Source organism: Bradyrhizobium sp. WSM1743, assembly GCF_000473065.1.
In the GTDB taxonomy this organism is placed as follows: Bacteria; Pseudomonadota; Alphaproteobacteria; order Rhizobiales; family Xanthobacteraceae; genus Bradyrhizobium.
In genome coordinates, this window is sequence record NZ_AXAZ01000067.1 from 1 (window position 1) to 19,972 (window position 19,972).

The 19,972-nt window shown below is 63.2% G+C and carries 19 protein-coding genes and 4 pseudogenes; 10 read left to right on the forward strand and 13 right to left on the reverse strand.

Features of this window, described 5'->3' with window-relative positions; translation table 11 throughout:
- From YU9_RS49585 to YU9_RS42955, 4 genes and pseudogenes are all read right to left on the reverse strand, one after another.
- A pseudogene (locus tag YU9_RS49585) lies at positions 1-210 on the reverse strand (hypothetical protein); the annotation flags it as partial.
- Positions 211-253: 43 nt separating this feature from the next.
- Positions 254-648: pseudogene (locus tag YU9_RS42950) on the reverse strand (GNAT family N-acetyltransferase).
- Positions 649-713: 65 nt separating this feature from the next.
- Positions 714-1,013 carry a hypothetical protein gene (locus YU9_RS0130330; RefSeq protein ID WP_027576166.1) on the reverse strand — a complete coding sequence of 100 codons (300 nt, stop codon included), beginning with the start codon at positions 1,011-1,013 and terminating at the stop codon, positions 714-716.
- Positions 1,010-1,204 (reverse strand): annotated as a pseudogene (locus tag YU9_RS42955) (hypothetical protein); the annotation flags it as partial. The pseudogene YU9_RS42955 and the gene YU9_RS0130330, both read right to left, overlap by 4 nt.
- 460 nt (positions 1,205-1,664) lie before the next feature.
- Here YU9_RS42955 and YU9_RS0130340 point away from each other — a divergent pair.
- From YU9_RS0130340 to YU9_RS0130355, 4 genes and pseudogenes are all read left to right on the forward strand, one after another.
- Positions 1,665-1,865, forward strand: coding sequence for a hypothetical protein (locus YU9_RS0130340; protein ID WP_027576167.1), 201 nt, complete (start codon positions 1,665-1,667; stop codon positions 1,863-1,865).
- A gap of 190 nt (positions 1,866-2,055) precedes the next feature.
- A pseudogene (locus tag YU9_RS42960) lies at positions 2,056-3,571 on the forward strand (FAD-dependent monooxygenase).
- A 1,239-nt stretch (positions 3,572-4,810) separates the two neighbouring features.
- Positions 4,811-5,011 carry a hypothetical protein gene (locus tag YU9_RS0130350; protein ID WP_027576168.1) on the forward strand — a complete coding sequence of 67 codons (201 nt, stop codon included), beginning with the start codon at positions 4,811-4,813 and terminating at the stop codon, positions 5,009-5,011.
- The gene (locus tag YU9_RS0130355; RefSeq protein WP_027576169.1) at positions 5,008-5,229 is read left to right on the forward strand and encodes a hypothetical protein; all 222 of its coding nucleotides are present in this window, start codon (positions 5,008-5,010) and stop codon (positions 5,227-5,229) included. The genes YU9_RS0130350 and YU9_RS0130355 overlap by 4 nt, the downstream gene beginning before the upstream one ends.
- Before the next feature lie 27 nt (positions 5,230-5,256).
- Here the strand turns inward: YU9_RS0130355 and YU9_RS0130360 are convergent, their stop codons facing one another.
- The gene (locus YU9_RS0130360; RefSeq protein WP_027576170.1) at positions 5,257-5,505 is read right to left on the reverse strand and encodes a hypothetical protein; all 249 of its coding nucleotides are present in this window, start codon (positions 5,503-5,505) and stop codon (positions 5,257-5,259) included.
- A 546-nt stretch (positions 5,506-6,051) separates the two neighbouring features.
- On the opposite strand from YU9_RS0130360, the gene YU9_RS0130375 reads away from it, so the two are divergent.
- Positions 6,052-6,237, forward strand: coding sequence for a hypothetical protein (locus YU9_RS0130375; protein WP_027576171.1), 186 nt, complete (start codon positions 6,052-6,054; stop codon positions 6,235-6,237).
- Positions 6,238-6,464: 227 nt separating this feature from the next.
- On the forward strand, positions 6,465-7,751 hold the full coding sequence (locus YU9_RS0130380) for an NRAMP family divalent metal transporter (protein WP_027576172.1): 1,287 nt from the start codon (positions 6,465-6,467) through the stop codon (positions 7,749-7,751).
- Between the two features lie 84 nt (positions 7,752-7,835).
- On the opposite strand, the gene YU9_RS0130385 is transcribed toward YU9_RS0130380, so the two are convergent.
- Positions 7,836-8,120, reverse strand: a complete 285-nt coding sequence (locus tag YU9_RS0130385; RefSeq protein WP_027576173.1) for a hypothetical protein — start codon at positions 8,118-8,120, stop codon at positions 7,836-7,838.
- A gap of 173 nt (positions 8,121-8,293) precedes the next feature.
- Positions 8,294-9,271 (reverse strand): arginase, encoded by a 978-nt coding sequence (gene rocF, locus YU9_RS0130390; RefSeq protein ID WP_027576174.1) that lies wholly within the window; start codon positions 9,269-9,271, stop codon positions 8,294-8,296.
- 262 nt (positions 9,272-9,533) lie between these two features.
- Here rocF and YU9_RS0130395 point away from each other — a divergent pair, with 262 nt between their 5' ends.
- Positions 9,534-9,794, forward strand: coding sequence for a hypothetical protein (locus YU9_RS0130395; protein WP_027576175.1), 261 nt, complete (start codon positions 9,534-9,536; stop codon positions 9,792-9,794).
- A 17-nt stretch (positions 9,795-9,811) separates the two neighbouring features.
- On the opposite strand, the gene YU9_RS0130400 is transcribed toward YU9_RS0130395, so the two are convergent.
- A complete protein-coding gene (locus YU9_RS0130400) occupies positions 9,812-12,553 on the reverse strand; it encodes an EAL domain-containing protein (RefSeq protein WP_027576176.1) in 2,742 nt (913 codons plus the stop codon).
- A 59-nt stretch (positions 12,554-12,612) separates the two neighbouring features.
- The gene (locus tag YU9_RS0130405) at positions 12,613-13,821 is read right to left on the reverse strand and encodes a FecR family protein (RefSeq protein ID WP_027576177.1); all 1,209 of its coding nucleotides are present in this window, start codon (positions 13,819-13,821) and stop codon (positions 12,613-12,615) included.
- 131 nt (positions 13,822-13,952) lie between these two features.
- Here YU9_RS0130405 and YU9_RS0130410 point away from each other — a divergent pair, with 131 nt between their 5' ends.
- The gene (locus YU9_RS0130410) at positions 13,953-15,749 is read left to right on the forward strand and encodes a ShlB/FhaC/HecB family hemolysin secretion/activation protein (protein WP_027576178.1); all 1,797 of its coding nucleotides are present in this window, start codon (positions 13,953-13,955) and stop codon (positions 15,747-15,749) included.
- 153 nt (positions 15,750-15,902) lie between these two features.
- Positions 15,903-16,733: an alpha/beta fold hydrolase gene (locus YU9_RS0130415; protein ID WP_027576179.1), complete on the forward strand. Its 831-nt coding sequence runs from the start codon at positions 15,903-15,905 to the stop codon at positions 16,731-16,733.
- Between the two features lie 241 nt (positions 16,734-16,974).
- Here the strand turns inward: YU9_RS0130415 and YU9_RS0130420 are convergent, their stop codons facing one another.
- Both YU9_RS0130420 and YU9_RS50305 read right to left on the reverse strand, forming a co-directional pair.
- Positions 16,975-17,319: a phasin gene (locus YU9_RS0130420; RefSeq protein ID WP_027576180.1), complete on the reverse strand. Its 345-nt coding sequence runs from the start codon at positions 17,317-17,319 to the stop codon at positions 16,975-16,977.
- A 142-nt stretch (positions 17,320-17,461) separates the two neighbouring features.
- A complete protein-coding gene (locus YU9_RS50305; protein WP_027576181.1) occupies positions 17,462-17,647 on the reverse strand; it encodes a hypothetical protein in 186 nt (61 codons plus the stop codon).
- Positions 17,648-18,264: 617 nt separating this feature from the next.
- Here YU9_RS50305 and YU9_RS0130430 point away from each other — a divergent pair.
- Complete coding sequence (locus tag YU9_RS0130430; protein ID WP_027576182.1) at positions 18,265-18,621, forward strand: hypothetical protein; 357 nt, start codon at positions 18,265-18,267, stop codon at positions 18,619-18,621.
- Between the two features lie 48 nt (positions 18,622-18,669).
- On the opposite strand, the gene YU9_RS0130435 is transcribed toward YU9_RS0130430, so the two are convergent.
- Complete coding sequence (locus YU9_RS0130435) at positions 18,670-19,245, reverse strand: hypothetical protein (RefSeq protein ID WP_027576183.1); 576 nt, start codon at positions 19,243-19,245, stop codon at positions 18,670-18,672.
- A 46-nt stretch (positions 19,246-19,291) separates the two neighbouring features.
- Positions 19,292-19,816 (reverse strand): GcrA family cell cycle regulator, encoded by a 525-nt coding sequence (locus YU9_RS0130440; protein ID WP_027576184.1) that lies wholly within the window; start codon positions 19,814-19,816, stop codon positions 19,292-19,294.
- Between the last annotated feature and the right edge of the window lie 156 nt (positions 19,817-19,972).

Genomic DNA, 19,972 nt, shown 5'->3' on the forward strand with positions numbered 1-19,972 from the left:
AACAGAAGCGGCCCACGCGGCTGTCGATCTCAACCCTCTTTCACCCAGACAATAGGCCAGCATCAGCCGAAGTAACGACACCGCATCTGGAATTTGGCGCCGCCGCACGAAAGCCTTCGTCTGGCGCGCACTTATTTCAAGCTGCGCAGCCCCGCCGAGCTGCGCAACCACTCTCGTCCAGTCCTCGTTCAGAAGCGATTCGTCTGCCATCCCGCCTTGGAATCACGTGTGATTCCAACACTCAAGAATAAACTTAACGCCTATGGGGCAATCCGGGTTCATAGAGGCGATGGCCCGCCTCGATGAAGTTTTTGGCAGATACCGGATTGTCCGTGGTATCGGAAACGATGCTCTCCCATCCAACCCGCCGTCCCCGCGCCTCGACTGCGCGCATCAGCCTGCGCTGAAGGCCGCGCCCCCAATGCCGGCGCAAGACCCCGACCCTGGAGAAATAGCCGCGTTTCGAACGTGCGTCGACGGTACAACGCCGGCGAAGGCAACTGCGTCGTCGCCATGATAAGCCAGCCACTAAGCGCCAAGATCGAACTCGGGGATAGCCGCGGCATCGAAGAACGTGAGTTGATGCAGGTCGGCTAAGGTATCCGCAACGTCATCATCGGACGCATCGACGATACGAGTTCTGTACATGGGCGGCTCATAGCGGCAGCAGACCTTGATCGGGCGCGTGGCGACGTCACCGCCGCCGTGGAGGCTCACTTGCCCAGCACGACCTCGACACCAAGCCAGACGGCCCCCATCAGGCCAGTGGCAATTACCGTGATCACCACCTTGAGGGTGTAGCTCTGCGCCTGTTCCACGCTCTTCCGCGACCTCCGCAAGTGCTGAAAATCTGCTCGCAGCTCCTTCCGGTCGTCATCGTCGATTCCTATAGAGGCCAGCACCGACGCGACCGCCTTCAGTATGATCGCGTCGATGCTCTCCTGCTGAACCCTGTGCTGCTCGGCTAGCGGCTCGGCCACAATGGCCTTGATCTCGTCGTCTTGCATCTTCATCGCTTGATGATCCTCGCGACATTCTCGAAGCCGCGCTTGGCGAAATAGAATGAGACCACAAGGTTGGCTGTGATCGCCGCAAATCCCGGCAGAGCGTCCGTCGAGCCCAATCCAAGAATCTTGTCCCAGACCAGGAGCTTGGCGAAATAGAGCGCGACGCAATAACCCATCAGCTTGTCCGGCTCGTACCAGGGGGTGCCCGATTTCGGCAAGCCCGGAGACCGCAGCGGGGCGAGCAATAGGCCCGGCGCCGCGGGCCGGCACGTTCGCGCGTGCACGGCCAGCAATGGTTCGGACGACGGCGCGCCGATCGGCGCTCCCTAAACACGTATCAAGTGAGTGCGTGGCCGCAATGCGCCAACGCCGTCCGATCTCGCAACCGAGACAAAAAAACTCGGGGCGGATGTGTCCGCGCGGGTGAACCAAACTCGTCTCGATGATGTCATTCTGCCGGTGTTTTCGCCCGACGTGTCAAACCTCGTGTCGTGCGCGATTGTCGGCACGCAAAGCGGACATGAAAAAGCCCGCCGCAGATTGCTCCGCGCGGGCTAATTCAAATTCGTTTCGATGATGCCATTCTGCCAGTGTTTTGCCCGACGTGTCAAACGAACGAATCCGCGTAAGCCACGTTAGGCGATCAGGAGAACGGCCATGACACCTCACAGGACCTCATCCAGGACGTCACGAAACCTTCCGGGACCAACGCCGCGCATCGACAAGGAACGTGCCGCGCAGGATGAGATCATCGAGGACGCCGGGGAGACGGAAGACAAGAACCGCGATCTCGTGCATGGCGATGGCGGCACCATCGATCTGCCCACCAAACCCGGCGATTTGTCGAAGGACGATTAGGCCGCTGCGTGAGCGGCGCGCATCTCGATGATGCCATTCTGCCGGTGTTTTGCCCGACGTGTCAACGCGGCGAGCGCTGAAGCGGAGGCCCCTCCTCCCAGCTCAATATGTGGTGCGCAAGGGGCTTGCTTCAAGCCCCCGATCATCGCGTAGAAGCCTCGACCCGAACAACGAGTCGAGGGGTCACGACGTGCCTTTACTGCTTCCGACGTCCCCGTCGCGCGGCCGAACGCGTGCAGAACGCGCAGCAAGCACCGGCCATGCGGTCATTATCGCCGGTGGCGGCCCGACCGGCCTGATGCTGGCCGCGGAGCTCGCGCTCGCGCATGTCGACGTCGCGATCATCGAACGGCGCTCCGATCAGACGATTGTTGAGACGCGCGCCGGCGGACTGCACGCCCGCAGCATCGAGATCCTCGATCAGCGTGGCGTCGCCGAGCGGTTCCTGCGCGAAGGACAGATCGTCCAGCTTGCGGGCTTTGCATGGACGCGGCTCGACATCAGCGATCTCCCGACACGCCATCCTTACGGGCTCGCGCTGCGGCAGAGCCACATCGAGCGCATCCTGGCCGACTGGGTCGTGGAGCTCGCGGTGCCGATCTATCAGAGCCTTGAGGTGACGGGCTTCGCGCAGGACGAGACCGGCGTCGACGTCACGCTAGCCGGCGGCAAGACGTTGCGCGCAAAATATCTGGTCGGCTGCGACGGCGGCCGCAGCGTGGTGCGCAAGACGGGCGGCATCGACTTCGTCGGCTCCGATCCGACGCTGAGCAACCTCATGGCGGAGGTCGAGATGCGCGAGGAGCCGGTATTCGGCCTGCGTCACGACGCGCTCGGCTTCCACGGACTCAGCAAGACCGAGAGCGGACACGTGCTGATCGTCGTGACGGAAGCGACGCGCGAACGCAGTGGCGAGCCCACCTTGCGCGATCTCAGCGAGGCTCTCGCCGCCGTGTACGGCACCGACTTCGGCGTGCACAGTCCCGCCTGGATCTCCCGTTTCACCGATGCGGCGCGGCAGGCCATATCCTATCGCAAAGCGCGTGCTCCTCGCCGGCGATGCCGCGCACATCCATCACTCCGTGGGCGGCCAAGGCCTCAACACCGGCCTGCAGGACGCGGTCAATCTCGGCTGGAAGCTGGCGCAGGTCATCAAGGACATTTCGCCCGACAGCCTGCTCGATACCTACCACACCGAACGTCACCCCGTGGCCGCGCGCGTGCTGCGCAACACCAGGGCGCAGATCGCCCTTCTCCGCCGCGGCGACGACGGCCGCAAGGCCGCGCGCGATGTCGTGGCCGAACTGCTTGCCATGGACGAGCCGCGTAAGCGCTTTGGCGCGATGATGAGCGGGCTCGATATCCACTATGATCTCGGCGAAGGCCACGCGCTGCTCGGACGCCGCATGCCCGATCTGGATTTGATGGTCGACGGACAGAAGCTGAGGCTGTTCACGCTTCTGCACAGCGCGCGCGGCGTGCTGCTCAATTTTGGCAAGCGAGGCGGCATCGACATCGCACCCTGGGCGGATCGCATCAAGGTGGTCGATGCCGATCACGACGGCGCATGGGAGCTTCCGGCCATCGGAGAGGTCGCCGCGCCCAAGGCCGTGCTTGTGCGGCCCGATGGCCATGTGGCCTGGGCAGGAGACGAGAGCCAGCGCGGTCTCGCGCTGACGAGGTGGTTCGGGCCGGGTGGTGCGTAAAGCACGAACCGTCTCACGCGCCGCAAAAACAAAAAAGCCCGCGGCATGCCCGCGGGGCTTGTTCCGAACTCTTCGTGATGCCATTCCGCCAGTTTTTTGCCCGACATGTCAAATGACGGCTCTCGCTCCACCACAAACGTCATTCCGGCCGAAGCAAAGCCCGTATCAAGCGCGAGAACCATTCCTCACTATCATTGTGCGGATTGCCGCGGCCATCCACTCCGAAGATCGGTGGAGGAATGAGGTAGCTCGGCTCGTCCGCAAACACGCCGATCGGCTTGCTCGGTTGCGGATGCTGGCCGTCGGCTGCCGGGACGGTTCAACTGCCAAACCGCTCATTGAATTCGGCCGACGGCAGATAAGGGACTGGCGTGCTGCCTGATGTAAACACGCTGCTCCCGTTCGCCTCATTCACCCGAGTGAGACGGCGGACACTTTCAGGCGCGACTGATCCTGCGGCAGGGGTGGGCGCGGCTCCTGGCAAATCCTTGGTAGGCATGGTCGCGGCTGGTGCGCTGGCCCACTCCCCGAAGCGATCTGCAAAAGTGCTAGCGGGCGCCTCTAGATCAAGCGAGGAAGCTCCGCCGAGCTGCGGCCTGAGGGGCGATAATGCCAAAAAGCCCCTGGTGCCGGCCGGGTTGTCAACGCTGAGTCCATTGTTCAAGGCCTTGTGCGCAGGCGCTCCTGTCGAGAACACTCCTCCGCCCAGGGGTAGCAGCCCCCATCATCGTGCCGGAACTACTTTCCTGCGCGTTGGCAGCTTGCGTAAACGCCAAAATACCGAGCAGCCAGGGAAGGATTGAGGGAGCCGCTAAGCCGACGGCGGCCCCTCCGGCCATCCAAGGAAGTGCATTGCGCACCACAGGTGTGCCGCCCGCCAACGGATTCTCGTAATATGGATACCGTCACTCTGGAGTGCGGATCGGATCGGAGCACCAGCGGGTCTGATGGTGCGGCCGTTGTCGGAGGCAATTGTCCGATCTGTTGTTCATTGGATCTAGCGTGGGGAAAGGTGGCAGCGCACGTGTAAAACTTGGATATCGCGACGCGACGCAAGATGAGTAAGTAGCTCAAACGACTGAACTTACACTCGAAATTTAATCTGCGGGCCGTACCAAATGATACAGACTCTCCGCCGCAAGCAGCGTAAGGTTCATTCATCACCGCAAGGCCCGAGGCATCGATCGGTGATGAGAACGCCAGTTGCGCTCCCGCCCTACTCCAACGAGGAGCCGCGCCATGCTGAAGCGGCGTCGTTTCAAACAGACCACGACCTTGACCGAAAGACTCGCGGACGAGGCCGCGCGCTGCCGCGAGGAAGCGCGCACGCTGGCGCCGGGGCGCCGCCGCGAGATGCTGCTGCGCCAGGCGCGCCAGGACGAGACGGCCATGCAGATCGAGGCCTGGCTGCGCTCGCCCGGCCTGAGGGCGCCGACATGATGCAGCAATATCGCGCCTATCTCGTCGGCGAGAACGGCGTCTTCCGCTCCGCCGAAGCGTTCGAAGCCCCCTCTGATTCCTCCGCCCTGGTCTTTGCGAAGCAGTTCACGCGGCTGGGCAAGGTCGAAGTCTGGCAGCTCGGCCGAAAGGTCGCCGAGCTGGAGTCCGACCAGTCTCGGCCGCCCGAGTCATCCCGTCCGACACTGACGCGTCAATGATCGCGTGATTGCGATCGCAACGCCCCCTTACTCCTCCGCGAGCTTGCGTTCGATATAGGCGTCCACGGTCTCGGCGAACGAGCGCTGCACGCCGACCGCGACATCGTGCTGGTCGAGTGCGTCGCGCTGGAGCACGCGCAGGCCGCGCCCACGGGCGCTCATTGGGGCCGTATTCAGAAACTGATCGATGGCGCCCTTGGCGAGCGGGATGGCCTTGGGATCGCCCCTGGCGATCAGGAGCCGCAACAGGCTCTGGCATTCGGCCAAGCCAGGCATGGCTTCTCTCACCCTTGCTGCGATTTCGGCTTCGGCCGCTTGACCGGCTGGGTATGGGTGCCGAACAGCGCCAGCAAGAGCGCGACTTCTTCCTTCGAACCGATCTGGATCATGATTGTCTCTCCTGTTCGCTCCGTTGGTCGAGGCTTGGCCCAGCGGAGTTCAGGACGATCTGGTTTCAGCAATGTTTCAGGCGTGTTTCATCGGGGCGATCGACATGCGCCTGCCCGCGCCTGTGCAGAAGGCGTCGTAAGCACGAGACGCGTGCTTAATCGACGCCTGGCAGAAGTCCGCTGGATCGAGACAAAGTCCGACACGACAAAGGCCCCGCGATGCGGGGCCTTTGCTGGGCCTTTGCTGGGCCTTTGTCATGCCGGACGCCGATCATCGCGACGCCGGCTCGCCTATGGTGTCATTCTGCCAGTGTTTTGCCCGACGGGTCAAACTTTATCTTAAATGCAGCAAAGCGGATTCGGCGAAACGAAATCTCTTCGCGCCATGCTGGGACATGGTCGGCTGGACGGGGGCAAGCCGGAGAGATCTTCAATGTACTATGTCGCCGCTGCATTACTGGTGCTGTCGGGACTGTTCTATTCCGCGAGCCGTCATGAGCTCGGCCAATTCGGAGCAGACGTGTGCAGCTATGGCGGCACCTTCTGCGACAATCCGGTGGTCCTCTTCACCGGCGCGGCGCTGGCCGCCGCCTGGGGCACGTTCGTCAGCGTCAAGTAGGACGCGGGCGCAACACCTCCGTCCGGCATCCATATCCGCCACCGGGCGCAAAGCCTGGCGAACGGCCGTGACGTCGTGAATTGCTCGATGCTGGCAATCTACCCCTGTTTTGCCCGACGGAGCAAGCGGACTTAGCATTATCAGAAATGTGCGGCTTGCGGGAACGGGAACTTTCGTTCCCTTGTCGGCATTTTCTGTGAAGACACCACCCCGACCGAGGCCCTCCCATGAGCGACAGTGGCGTGGCCCATACGAAATCCGCGCCGACGCTGCTGCAACGATTGGGGCCCGGCCTCGTCACCGGAGCTGCCGACGACGACCCGTCGGGCATCGCCACCTATTCGCAGGCCGGCGCGCAATTCGGCTACGGTCTACTGTGGACCGTGTTTCTGACCACGCCGTTCATGATCGCGATCCAGCTCGTCAGCGCGCAGATCGGTCGCGTCACCGGCAAGGGGCTGGCCGCCAACGTCCTGCAGGTCGCGCCGCGCTGGGCGGTTCTGGCCCTGGTCGCCATGCTCGTGACCGCGAACACGTTCAACATCGCCGCCGACATCGCCGCGATGGCCGAGGCGCTCTCGCTCGTCATCGGCGGCCTCAACCACGAGCACGCGCTGATCTTCGCGGCCGGCTCGACCCTGCTCCAGGTGTTCCTGCCCTACCGACGCTATTCGCCCGTATTGAAATTCCTCACCTTGACGCTGTTCGCCTATGTCGCGACCGCCTTCACCGTCAAGATTCCCTGGAGCACGGCGCTGCTTGCCGCGGTGTGGCCGAAGGCAAATGTCAGCGGCGATTATTTTCTGATGGTGGTCGCCGTGCTCGGCACCACCATCAGCCCCTATCTGTTCTTCTGGCAGGCCGCGCAGGAGATCGAGGAGATGAACCAGGGCAAGCGGGACCAGCCGCTTCGCAAGCTGAAGCACGGCGGCAGCCCGGAGCTCGCGCGCATCAAGGCCGACACCATCTCAGGCATGCTGCTCTCCAACGGCATCGCCTTCTTCATCATCCTCACCACAGCATCGGTCCTGCACGCCAACGGCGTCACCAACATCGGCTCGGCGATGGAAGCGGCCGAAGCGCTGCGGCCGCTCGCCGGGGATTTCACCTTTGCCCTGTTTGCGATCGGCATCATCGGCACGGGCCTGCTCGCCATCCCGGTGCTGGCGGGCTCGGCCGCTTATGGCGTTGCGGAGATCTTCGGCTGGCGCGCCACGCTGGAAGCCAAGCCGGACGAAGCGGTCGGCTTCTACACCATTATCGCCGCGGCGACCCTCATCGGCTTCGGCCTTGGCTTCACCGGGATCGACTCGATCCACATGCTGGTGTGGAGCGCGGTGCTCAACGGTATCGTCGCCGTCCCCATCATGGCGATGATGATGCTGATCGTCTCGAGCCGCGCCATCATGGGCCGCTTCAGGGCCCGCTCATGGCTGATCGCGCTGGGCTGGCTCGCGACCGCGCTGATGGCGCTGGCCGTCCTTGCTTTGCTCGGCTCCTCGGTGATTGGCTGACGCGAGCCGCACACCATCTCCGCGAGCGGATCCGCCGAAGACGAGCGGCGGGCCCCTCAACTACGGCCGCAGCAGCTGAGAGCGCTACGGCTGCACGGGATTGACGGTCGGGGACGTCTTGGGTCCCGGCCGCACCGGCTCGATCGGCGACTTCGGTTTGGTCGGGAGCACCATGGCGCCAGCGGCCCGTGCCGCTTCTCCCGTCGTCGCATACATCGCAACATGGGCCGGCTGCGTCTTGGCGCGGCTCCAGGGTCCGTGGTCGACAACCAACATTGCCGCAATCGTCACCCCCGCGACGACCAGCGCGATCACGCCGGGATGGCGGAGGGCGGCGAAGATGGAGCTTGCGAAACGACCACTTGTCATCGACGGAACCGCTATTTTCTCTATCGCAGGTTAATTCGATCACGCCCCATCAGGTTCCCCGCTCCATCAAGCAAGTTCCAAGCCAAACAGGGACTTTCCTGCTGCTGCGACCGAATTCAACGTCAGGAACACGTCTCCGCTGCGCCTTTAGCGTACAAACGCCATCCGCCGCTTCACTCGCCCGGAGCGATTGCGTTGCTCGGCGTCGGCCGGTCGGCGATCTGCTGGCCGAATAGGCTGCCGATCAGTTCGACTGCAGTACGCGCGGTCCGACCACGTTCGTCCAGAAAGGGATTCAGCTCGACGATGTCGACCGATCCTACGACGCCGGAATCGTGCAACAGCTCCATGATCAGGTGCGCCTCGCGATAGGTGGCACCACCCGGTACCGTCGTGCCGACGCCCGGCGCTACGCAGGGGTCGAGGAAATCGACGTCGAAGCTGACATGCAGCACACCGTTGCTCGCCTTGACCCGCTCGATGACGCGCCGGATCAGAACAGCGACGCCGAACTCGTCGATCTGACGCATGTCGACGATCCTGATCCGACGCAAGCGCATCAACTCCTTTTCGAGCTTGTCGATAGAGCGCGCGCCGAACAGGTCCAGCCTGTCCGGGTCGATCGAAGCGCGCGGATCGTCGCCGAGGAGACCATCGAGCCCGGGCTCGCCGCACAAGAACGCGGCGGACATGCCGTGCATGTTCGCGGTGATCGTCGTCTCCGGCGTATTGTAGTCGGCGTGGGCATCGAGCCAGAGCACGAAGAGTTCGCGTCCACGTTCCTGCCAATGACGCGCCATCGCATTGACCGATCCCATCGACAGCGTGTGATCGCCACCGAGGAAGATCGGCAGCGCACCCGTTGTCGCGATCTCATAGCCTCTGCGGCTCAGAACGCGCGTCCAGCGCTGGATTTCGCGGTAGTGATTGGCTTTTTCAGGCGGGCTGTCGGTGAGGTCCCGGACTTCGGCGACGGAAAGATCGCCATAGTCGACGACCTCGAAATCCAGGCTTTCGAGCAGTGTCGCAAGGCCGGCGGTGCGCAGCGCCGCAGGCCCCATCAAAGTGCCGCGCTGCGAGGCCCCCATGTCGATGGGAGCGCCGAGCAAGGCGATGCGCCGGGCTCGATCCGTCATGGTTCGATCGGTCACGGCTGTCTCCTGACATCAGCAAGGTTGACCCAGCCTAACAGAGATTCGCACCCGTCGTTTCCCGGAGAAGGTCCGTCCCGGCCGACATATCATCCGGAACAAAACCCCGCGCGCTGAATTGCCCATCCAAGGCCGGCACCCGCCGTCAATCACGGCGCCTGTCGCGGATAGTCAAAGGTCATCAGACCCGCTGTTCAAAACGAGCGCTCGCGCGGATAGCCAAAGGTGTCGGCCCGCATCGTCAGGCCTGGAGGTCGCGCCCTTGAGCACGGAGATACCGGAATCCACATCCCAACCCGGCATGGCCGAGCGTGCCATCGATACGGCCGCGGACGTCTCCCGTACCATAGGTGAAGTCGCCGGAGGCCTGCACGCAGCGGTCGACCGTCTGACCTCCGCAGTCGAGGAATCGCGCAAGCCCGGCGGGGCACTCGCGACAGTCGCCGCGATCACGCGCGAAGCACCGCTTGCGAGCCTGTTCGTCGCTTTCCTCTTTGGCGTGGCGCTCGCGCGGCGACGGTAGAAGCGAGGCCGCCTCGCTCAGGCCGCGCTGACGGCGGCGAGCTCAGCCGCGAGGAACTGCTTTTCGAATGCCTTGGCGGCCATCGGACGGCCGAAGAAATATCCCTGCCCTTCCTCGCATCCCATGCTGACCAGGAAGTCGGCCGTTGCGCGGTTCTCGATGCCTTCAGCCACGACCGTGAGACCGAGCTGCTTGCTGAGGCCGATCGTCGAGCTGACGATGGCAGCATCGTCGGAATTGGCGAGAAGACCAAATACGAACGATCGGTCGATCTTGAGCCCGTCGAGCGGAAACTTCTTGAGATAACTCAGGCTCGCATAACCGGTACCGAAATCATCGAACAGAATTCGGACGCCCAGCTCCTGAATTCGCTTGAACATAGCGAGCACGCGGCGTTCATCATGGAGCAGGATGTCTTCGGTAACTTCGATTTCGAGAAGCGATGGCGTCAGCCCCGTCGCGTCGAGCAGTGCTGCAACCGAATGCGCGAGATCGCCGGATTGAAGCTGCGAGGGTGAGAGGTTGAGCGCGACGCGCACGTTGTTGCCGGACAATTCCCAGGCTCGCGCCTGACGGCAGGCGGTTTCCATCACCCAGTTCGCAATCCGCTCCGACAGGGCCGAAGTGTTGACCACCGGCATGAACTCTCCGGGCGAGACGTAGCCGCGCACCGGATGTCGCCAGCGAATGAGCGCTTCGGCTCCGACGAGACTGCCGTCGATCAGACGAACTTGCGGCTGGTAGAATAGTTCGAACTCGCCGCGGTCCGCGGCAAGCGCCAGCTCGCTTTCCAGCGTCAGCCGGTTCTCGAGCTCCTGCCTGATCGCGCTTTCGAAGATCACATGGCTGCCGCGCCGGGTCGCCTTCGCGCGGCTCAGCGCCAGATGACCGTTGCTCAGGAGATCGTCAGCCTTTTGCCCGCCTTCCGGATAGACGGCAACGCCGACGCTGATCCTGACACGGTGCTGCCGCGTGCCCGTTGCGAGCGGCGCTTCAAACGCGTGCGCGATCCGCTCGGCGAACGCTGCGATCGGCTCGCCGATATCAGCGCAATCGATCGCGATGGCAAATTCGTCGCCGCTGAGCCGGGCGACGATCGCCATATCATTGACCTCGCTCCGAAGACGCTCAGCAACCGCGCGCAGCACGAGGTCGCCGGCCGAGTGTCCGAGCATGTTGTTGATCCCTTGGAAGCCGTCGAGCCCGAGCACGAGCAAGGCGATGCCGGAAGACTGCCGCTCCGCCGCACTGATCAGATCGGTGAGGCCCGCATGCAGCATGCTCCGATTGGCAAGACCCGTCAGCGCGTCGTGTTCGGCCAAATATCGAATACGTTCAGCTTCACGTTTGCGGACCGAAATATCGCGCAGGATCGCTCCGTATTGGAAGCCGTCCGTCCCCTGCCAGCCCGAGAAGCTCGCCTCGACCGGGAAGGTTTCCCCGTTCTTGCGCCGGCCCTCGAACTCGACGACGACCGCCCCGCCCGGGACCAGAAGCGCCTGGCGCGCGGCGTCGTGCATGGACGGCCTTGCACCGCCGTCCACCGGCAAAGCGCACAGCGTTTCGAACGGGCGGCCGATGATCTCGGCCGGCAAGTAGCCGAAGATCGCGCTCGCGCCGGGATTCCAGACCGTGATCCGGTGATCCTCGTCGGTGCAGACGAGCCCGTCGCCGAGCGACATCGCGATGCGATGAAAGCGGCTCTCTGCAATGCGTCCGAGCAGGCTACGAAAATCGATTTCGTCCAGCGCAATTGCCGTCAGATAGGCAATGATGGCGATGTGAAACAGCGATGTGTCGATGACGAGTGGCCATCTCGCCTGCACCAGGGCCGCAACCAATTCGAGGCCCACCCCGGCCGCGATGAGGATCGCGACGCGAATTCCTGGTGCGTAGCGGCGCCAGGAATACATCATCAGCACGCAGATCACGCTCAGGCCAAGGATCATGCCGATATCGGACGTCCAGCGTAGCATCCGGTTCTGGAGGATCGATTCAGCGGCCAGCGCCTGGAGGATGGGCCCCGAGATGATCTTGCCGTTCGGAACGCTGAACCGGTCACCGAGCTCGAGCGCCGTAGCACCGACGATGATCTTCTTGTCCGTCAGCTTGCCGAGCGTGGCGGTATCGCCGCGCAGCACGTCGACATAGGAGACAGCGGGAATGGAAGTGGCACGAATACTGAAATCTATCAGAAAGGGCGGTCGCCGATTGGCATCCTGTCCCGCCAGCACGACGGCCATCGAAGGCATAAAGGCGTCGCCGAGCTTGTCGCCGAACGGATAGCGGCGAACGAGCCCGTCGGGTTCGACTGCGACATTGACGACGGCCGGCCACGACTGGTTGCCGAACGACTTGAGGGGGCGGTTGACGTGAGCCGGGCCACCATTCGGCGTCGGCTGCTTGAAGGACGGAAGGATGGTCGAACCGCCGACCTCACGAAGCGCATTGACGAAGGCCTCGTCAGACGCCGGATCCGACGGCGTGCTGAAATCGACATCGAAGGCTACGTCATGCGCTCCCGCCGCTTCGAGCCTGCGCAGCAGCGCTGCGTGCAGCCGGCGCGGCCAGGGCCAGACCCCGATCTGGTCGATCGACGGCGCGTCGATAGCCACGACGACGACATTGCCGCTGGCTTCACGCGACTGCCAGGCGAACCGCAGGTCGGTGAGCGCGTTGCGAAGCGAACTATGCCATCCCATGGACAGCACGATCGCAAGCGCGATCATAACCAGAATATGTGGCCGATAGCGTTTCACTGATACACCCGCGCGCCCGCTCCGGCGGGTGCGCCCCCCTCATCCCCTAGCAAACCGCCTCAGTGTCGGTCGCGGCCATGGCCATTGCTGCCGTGACCGCCGCCATTCCAATTGCCGTTGCCGTTGTTGTTCCAGCCGTTGCCAGTGGCGCCGTTGTTGCCGCCACCATTGTTGCCATTGCGGGAGTTGCCATTTCCGCCGGCATTTCCGTCGCCGCCCGAGTTTCCGTTGTTGGCCGCCGCGGCGGCTATTGCGGCGCCTGGGTTCGACGAGCCGCTACCGCCAGCCGTTGCGGCACCGCTCGTCGTTGCGGCAGTCTCAATCGCGCTGTTGGATCCGGTCGTGCTGGTCTTGCTATCGCTCCAGACCGTCTCGGCACCCGTACTGGCGTTGGCGTGGCGCACCTGGCCGGGAGCCACAGTGGTGCCGTGGGCAAGCCCGCGCGTCACCTTATGGAAGTTCAGCTTGACCTCACCGAGCGAGCTCGAGATCCGCACGACGCCGGCATGACCTCCAGCCGCCTGATGCGATGGCTTCGGCGCGCCGGCCGTCTTGGTCCCCTTGTCGATCGGACCGAGCGCATGGATTGCACCGCCGTTCGCCGCATTGCGCGGCGCCGACAGCCCTGATTTCGGCACGGGAACACGCTCGATCGTCGGGGCGCGCGGCTTGCCGTGCTCGATCTGATTGAACGTCCCGGCACCGCTTAAGCTGATACCGGACTTGCCGTGCTCAAAGACGGTGGCCGCTTGTCCCGGCATGAGCTGGGCAATCTGACCCGTCCTGAAGTCGGAGACTTCCACCTGGCCGCGGAGCACGCCGACCTTGGTGCTGCCCGCCCCCACCGTGACGCTGAATTGCGTTCCCTTGACCACGGCGGCGAGATAGGGCGTCTCGACCTCGAAATGCTTGACGTTGCGCTTCTCGACCTCGAGCAGGATCGAACCCGCCTGCTGGATGATGGTGGTCGAGAGCCCGTCCTTCTTCTCGGCCGGCACGCCCACGACCGAATTGGGAGAGATCAGAATCGTTTCCTCGCCGCGGACAAGCAGGACGCGTCCGTTGCGGCCGGTGCGAATGGTATCGCCCGGTTTCAGTGTCCCTTCCTGGCTCAACGACACCTGCTGGGTGCCGTTCGTTGCATGCCAGACCTCGCCTGAGGACTTGCTGACAGACCAGACACCGTCATCTGTGGCGAATGCGCCGGAGGTCGTTCCCAGGATCAGCACTGCCAGCAAGGCGCGCCGCATTCCAACTTTGCCGAACATGATGATCCTCAGCCCGCGTTTGCAGCCAGGCCTGAGGGGTATCCGAAATCATTCAAGAGACGATTATCGGGTAGCCGCGAGCGGCGCGACCGGATTAACCAATCGTTGACCATAAAAAACTATGAAAAATCATGCGGCTAACGACCCCTTACCGCCCGATGGGACAGTCTCCGTCAAACTACGGAGACGGGGTCGCGTCGCGTGGTGACAGACGGCATCTTCTTACCGCGCTGGTGTTGTTGGGCCCCATTTTCACGGGAGTTCCACTGGCATTCGCGCAGCAGGCGAACCAGCCCGGCTTCGATCCGCGCCAGCCCGAGAAATACTTTGAAAACCAAACCGAGCGGGAATCGCTGAACCGGCCTCCGGTCAAGCTGCCGAGTGTCGACCGGCCCAACACCGGCGGCGATACCCAGCCACAGTTCGTGCTGCGCGAGATCAGCCTCATCGGCGCTCACGCCATCTCCCGCGATCGCATCGCCGCGGTCTATCAGCCTTATCTCGCCAAGAAGGTCTCGCAGGCGGACCTCGCCGCGATCGCCGGCGCGATCAGCGACCTATACCGCGAAGCCGGATTCCACTTGAGCCGGGCCATCGTGCCGCCGCAGGACATTGCCGACGGCCGCGTCCGGATCCAGGTTATCGAAGGCGCAATCGTGCAGGCCGAGCTGAAAGGCGACGGCGCCGAGCAGTTCGGCATAAGGCCGATGCTCGGCCCGGTTCTCGCCGAACAACCGTCGCGGCTGGCAACGCTCGAACGCCAGCTCTTCCTGATCAACGGCAGGCCGGGCGTCCGGATCACCGACACCGCGCTGGAGGAGATCGGCGGTACGACCGGCCGCTTTCGCCTGACCATCTATTTGAAGACCTGGCACGTCTTCTCCTCGTTCGGCCTGGACAATCTCGGATCGTCGTCGGTCGGTCCATGGCAAACCTACGCCACCGGCGCGTTCAACTCATATCTCACGCCCGGCGACGCGCTGGCGGTTAACCTGTCGACCATTGCCAACGATCCCCGCGAGCTCGGCTTCGCACGCTTGTCCTATGACGCGCCCATCGGGGTCGACGGTGTCCGCCTCGGCGCTTCCGTCCTGTACAGTGCGGTCCGGCCGGGCGACGCACGCCGCCTCTACAGCGACATCACCACGACCGAAGCTTTCGAGGTGCGGGCAAGCACCCTGCCCTTCATGTCGCAATCCTCGGGGCTGACGCTGACCGTCGCGGGGAGCTTCAGCAACGTATCCGAGCACGACATCTACGGCCCCTGGTACAACGACCACATCAGGACCGCCAGCCTGACCGCCGACTACCGGCTCCAGGATCGCTTCGGCGGCACCAATCTTGCGACGCTGACCTACCGCCAGGGCCTCGACATCCTTGGCGCATCGCATTTCGACGATGATCTGTTGTCGCGCGACGGCGCCTCATCGAGTTTCTCGGTACTGAACATCTGGTTCACGCGCTACCAGACGCTCAACGAAGCCTGGTCGCTCAAGCTCTCGGCTGCGAGCCAGACGGCATCACGGCCATTGTTCACCTCGCAGCAGTTCTATCTTGGCGGCGCGGCCTTCGGCCGAGGCTATGGCGCCGCCGAGATCAGCGGCGATAACGGTCTTGCCGGTTCGGCCGAACTGCGCTTCGACCAGAAGCTCAATTTCCGCTATTGGAGCGGCTACCAGCTCTACGTCTTCGGCGACGCCGGCGCAGTCTGGAACGACGGTTACCGCCTGAGCGACGGGCTGTCGCTGGCATCGGCTGGAGCCGGCGTGCGGTTCTTCCTGCCATACGATCTCCACGCCGATCTCGGTGTGGCGGTCCCCCTGAGCTACCGGGCCCCGGACAACGAGCGCCGCAGCCCACGCTTCCTTTTCACGCTGTCAAGCGCGTTCCGGGTCTGCCCCGAACGCGGCAAGGCCGGCTGTCTCTAGCGGCCCTGTCCTTTGGGGGAATCGACCCGGGATACGGCCCTTTCGCGGCCTTGCTCACAGACTTGCCTAAATTTAATCCCGTAACCTGCTCACGATCGCTCGACCGCGAGTTCCCAATGACCATGTTCAGTCAAAGGTGATTTGAGACAGACCATGAGGAAGGTGTTTGCCATCCTGGCGTTTCTCTGCGTCCTCGGCGTCGGGCAGTACTTCGTCGTCAGCCAATTCGCGATCCGCCACGAGACCTTGAGCCTCTTCGACGCCTCGCGCCAGCGGCCGATCTCCGTCGAGATCGCCGTGCGGCGCGATTATGAGACCAAGGCCAATCTCGGCCTCTGGAAGCTTCCACTCGCCATCATCAGCAACGGCAACACCGTCAAGGCGACCGAATATTCCTTCCTCGCCAACGTGCTCGCCGCGCGAGGCTATCTGGTTGCCAGCATCCAGCAAGACTTGCCGAGCGATCCGCCGCTGATGACCCATGTCGGTCAGCAATATGTCGGCCGGCATGAAGTCTACATCCGCTGCGAAGCTAACATTCTGTTTGTGCTGGGCGAACTGAAGAGACGGCAGGAGAACGTCGAATACGACCACATCACCCTCGTCGGCCACTCCAACGGCGGCGATGTTTCCATGTATGTCGCCCATCAGCACCCGGAGCTGGTGTCGAAGGTGATCACGCTCGACAATCTGCGGGTGCCTTTCGTGCTCAGCGATCGCATGAAGATCCTGTCGTTCCGCTCGAAGGACCCGCATTTCGTGACAGATCCTGGCGTGCTGCCGACGCCGGAGGAGGCCAAGGCACGCGGTATCGACATCATCCACACCGGCGCACAGCACACGGAGATGAGCGATCGCGGTCCCAACGCGGTCAAGGAGAAGATCCAGGAGACGCTCGACCGCTTCCTGCGCGACGGCGCCAGCAGCGCGCTCGCGCCGGCGGACACGAAGAGCCCAATGATCATGAACCCAGGCGACTATTAGCCAATAACCCAAACCGCGATGACGATTCGACCTGATCTCATCGCGCTTCAGCAGTCGCCGGACGATCACGACCTGCCACAAGTGCAAATCCCTGCCGGAGGACCGGCAGGGATCAGCAGAAAGGATGACGGACGGCGAATGAAATCATCCGGTGGCCCGTCATGGACCTGCGCCAGTATCGAAGCGCGGATCTCCATGCCACACAAGATCAATTTGCGGGCACGCTGTACATCCACTGAAATCAGGAGGACTTGCCCTTGCCTGATTGCATCAGACTGCCGGTCATCTGGCGCATGTGATCTCCGGCGCTGGTGAACTGACTGCGCAGGAAATCGGACTGGATCCGCATCGCTTCCTGGAGATCGGTGGCATGCACCAGCTTGCGCGCATGCTCGAAGGCCGACTTCATGTTCTGCTCGGTGAAAGCCAGCGCCTGCTTCGACACCTCCGTCCCCGCGCCCGGAACGGACGACATCGATTTGGTGGCGGCCTCAAAAAACATGCCGAATGCCTTTTCCGCCTGGTCGATCGTCTTCTCGGCCAAATCGCGCAGTTCGGCCGGAACCTCGAGCTTCGGTTCGATCATGGTCGCACTCCTCCCTTTTTCCCAACAGAATACCACACTTGCCGGACCGCGTTCCAGCGGCCAGCCTCGGGGGAACGACACCGGCGGGCCCGGCTCTGGCAGGAAATGGAGAGAGACGGCATAGGTCGGAGCGCGGCCGGACTCAGGACAAAGGGTGCTCGGGAAGAGCTTCGTCGGTGGCGAGATCTTCGACCAGCTTGATCACTTCGAAACGCTGTCGCGGCGCGAGCTTCAGGAACGCGCGGAGCAGGCGCAGACTTTCGACAGTGCTGCTTGCAGGCACACCGAGCTTGAGATGCAGCTCAGCCGCGAAATTGAGGTTTTTCATCTCGCACCTATGACAAGCATCGGCCTTCGTGATCCACTCAAGAACCGACCGCCGCAACCGAACTTATCGCGACGAACTCTCGGCCGGCGGGCCCGCTGGGTTGGCACGCTGAACGACATCCAAACGGCGGCCTCAACCATTCGGTTGTAACTATGCCAAGGAACAACCCATCCGGCAAGCCCAACCGTGGGTGTAGCGATGCTTCGCCTGCATTGTACCACGGCGATTCCGGATAACAGGAATATCGACCGCCGTCACCCACCTGCGTCAACAAGCGGCATCAATCACGCACACAGCCCCCTGATCGGCGGCAATCGGCGCAGTGTTTCGCCTTGTTTCCGATATGAATGCACATTGGCGCGCACAAATTGGATCCTTCAGCATATACACGTAATTGTTGAGTCCCATTGCGGCGGTTGCATCGCCAGCACCGAAGTCGATCTTGCAGCCGGTCCTGGCGCGGCCGTTCGCGGATCCATCGGTCTGGATATGATTCCGCCGTGAACCGCTGTCCGCGAGCGAGCGACCAAGCCGTTGCGGCACGGCCACGCAGATACGGGCGCCATGGCTGAGGATTCTTCGATTTGGGCGCGCGTCAGCACCAAAAGGACGACGGCATGCTTTCTCGCTGCGATCTCATCAAGGGCGCCGCGGTCGCGCTTCTCACCCTTTCGATACAAGGCGCATGGGCCCAGGAGACCAAAATGAACCTGTTCAAGATCGTCACCATCAAGGACGAAATCGTGGTCGGATTGTCGGCGGAGGAGCTTCAGGCGCTCGGCGGCAATGATGCGAGCGCCGTTGCACACGCGCTGGCACGGAAGGGCGATCTCACCGTCTGGCAATACAACGTGCATCGTGGCCCGAACGGCGAACTACAGCAGGCGCCGACCGCCAAAATCGGGCTGTTGGCCAACGCCTCGCTCCGTGTCGAGCCCTACACCACGCCCCACCAGATTGTACCTCATCCGTAAGCGATAGACAGGCGCGCGCCTGCGGCCGAGACCGCAGGCGTGCCGCATTCATCTGGGCGGGTCCGCACGCCGCGCCCTCGTCTCCGTCGCAAAGCCGTAGATCAGCGCCAGCCGGTCCAGGCATTGGCGAAAACGCCGCGCAAAATAATCGTTCCAGCGCTGCGTGCGGACGGCGCGACGTTGCCCGATCTGATCCATGGTCAGGCCCAGCACCAGCACGTCGTGCACCAGCGCGGCGCCGTCGGTACCGAGCTCGCGCTCGACCCGGTTCAGCCGCAGCACCGCCTGTCGCTGGCTCTCGGTGACCGGCTCGCGCGTGCCGGTCCCATCGACATATTCGCGGGTCGTATCCACCGCCTGGGGGCCTCGTTCCGCCCGCTCCCAATCGTTCTGGAAGGCGCGCCCACCGCGGTATTGCGCTTCGTCGATCTGGTGGTGCGCGTGTAGCCGGCCGAGCGGATCGCTGCGGACCGACCGGATGGCCAGGATCTTCTCGCCCGAATCGAGCGCGAGCGGATTGTCCACCTCGACCTCCGCCACCTCGGCGTTGAACGGCACCTCCCGCGACCGCCGGTCGTAGATCTGCGACAATTTGTAGGATTTGTTACGTCGGGCACGAGCCACTCGGGTACTCCCTGCAAGTCTGACGATTGAACGGACGGCTGCACTTTCAGGCAGCCGAGACCAACTTCAGCACGACGGGGCCCGCGACACGGGCGGACGCAGCCCCGGAACGGCGCGTCAGGCGGGAATGCGGCGCGCAATAGCTGGAGCCCGGCTGGCGCGGGTGGCCGCAGAAGGTGATTTCCTCCCCGTCCTTGTCGCCGCCATAGGGATAGCGACAGTCGGCCGGCTCGAGCTCGACCAGTTGGATCAGGCGCGGTTGGACGCCGACGCAACGCAACTTGACCCGCGCTGGAGGCTTCATCGCGGACTTCGGCGGTAGATTCAGGTTCGGCAACGCCGCCCGACGCGGCGAAAGCAGGCTGGGTTCACCCGGCACGATCGACGGACTCGTGATCCATTCCGGCACGACGAGCCCAAGCCGCTTGGCGCGGCCGACCACCGCGCTGCGCGTGTAAGCCGTTCCAAACCTTGCGTTAATCTGTCTTCCGATCTCCGCATAAGACATGCCTTTGAGAAAATAGTCGCGAAGCGCGTCGGAGTGCTCCGACGGCCAATGGCCCGGTTCCATGCTGCTGTCCTGTGATGCGCCTCCCCAACGAACGACCGGGAGACAAGACACACATTCCGTTATTCCGAATACAGAGTCAAGCAATAATTCTGATATTCATAATTGCATCAATTCCGAATTTCGGATTATAAGAGGCGAGACGGTGCGCAATCGAGG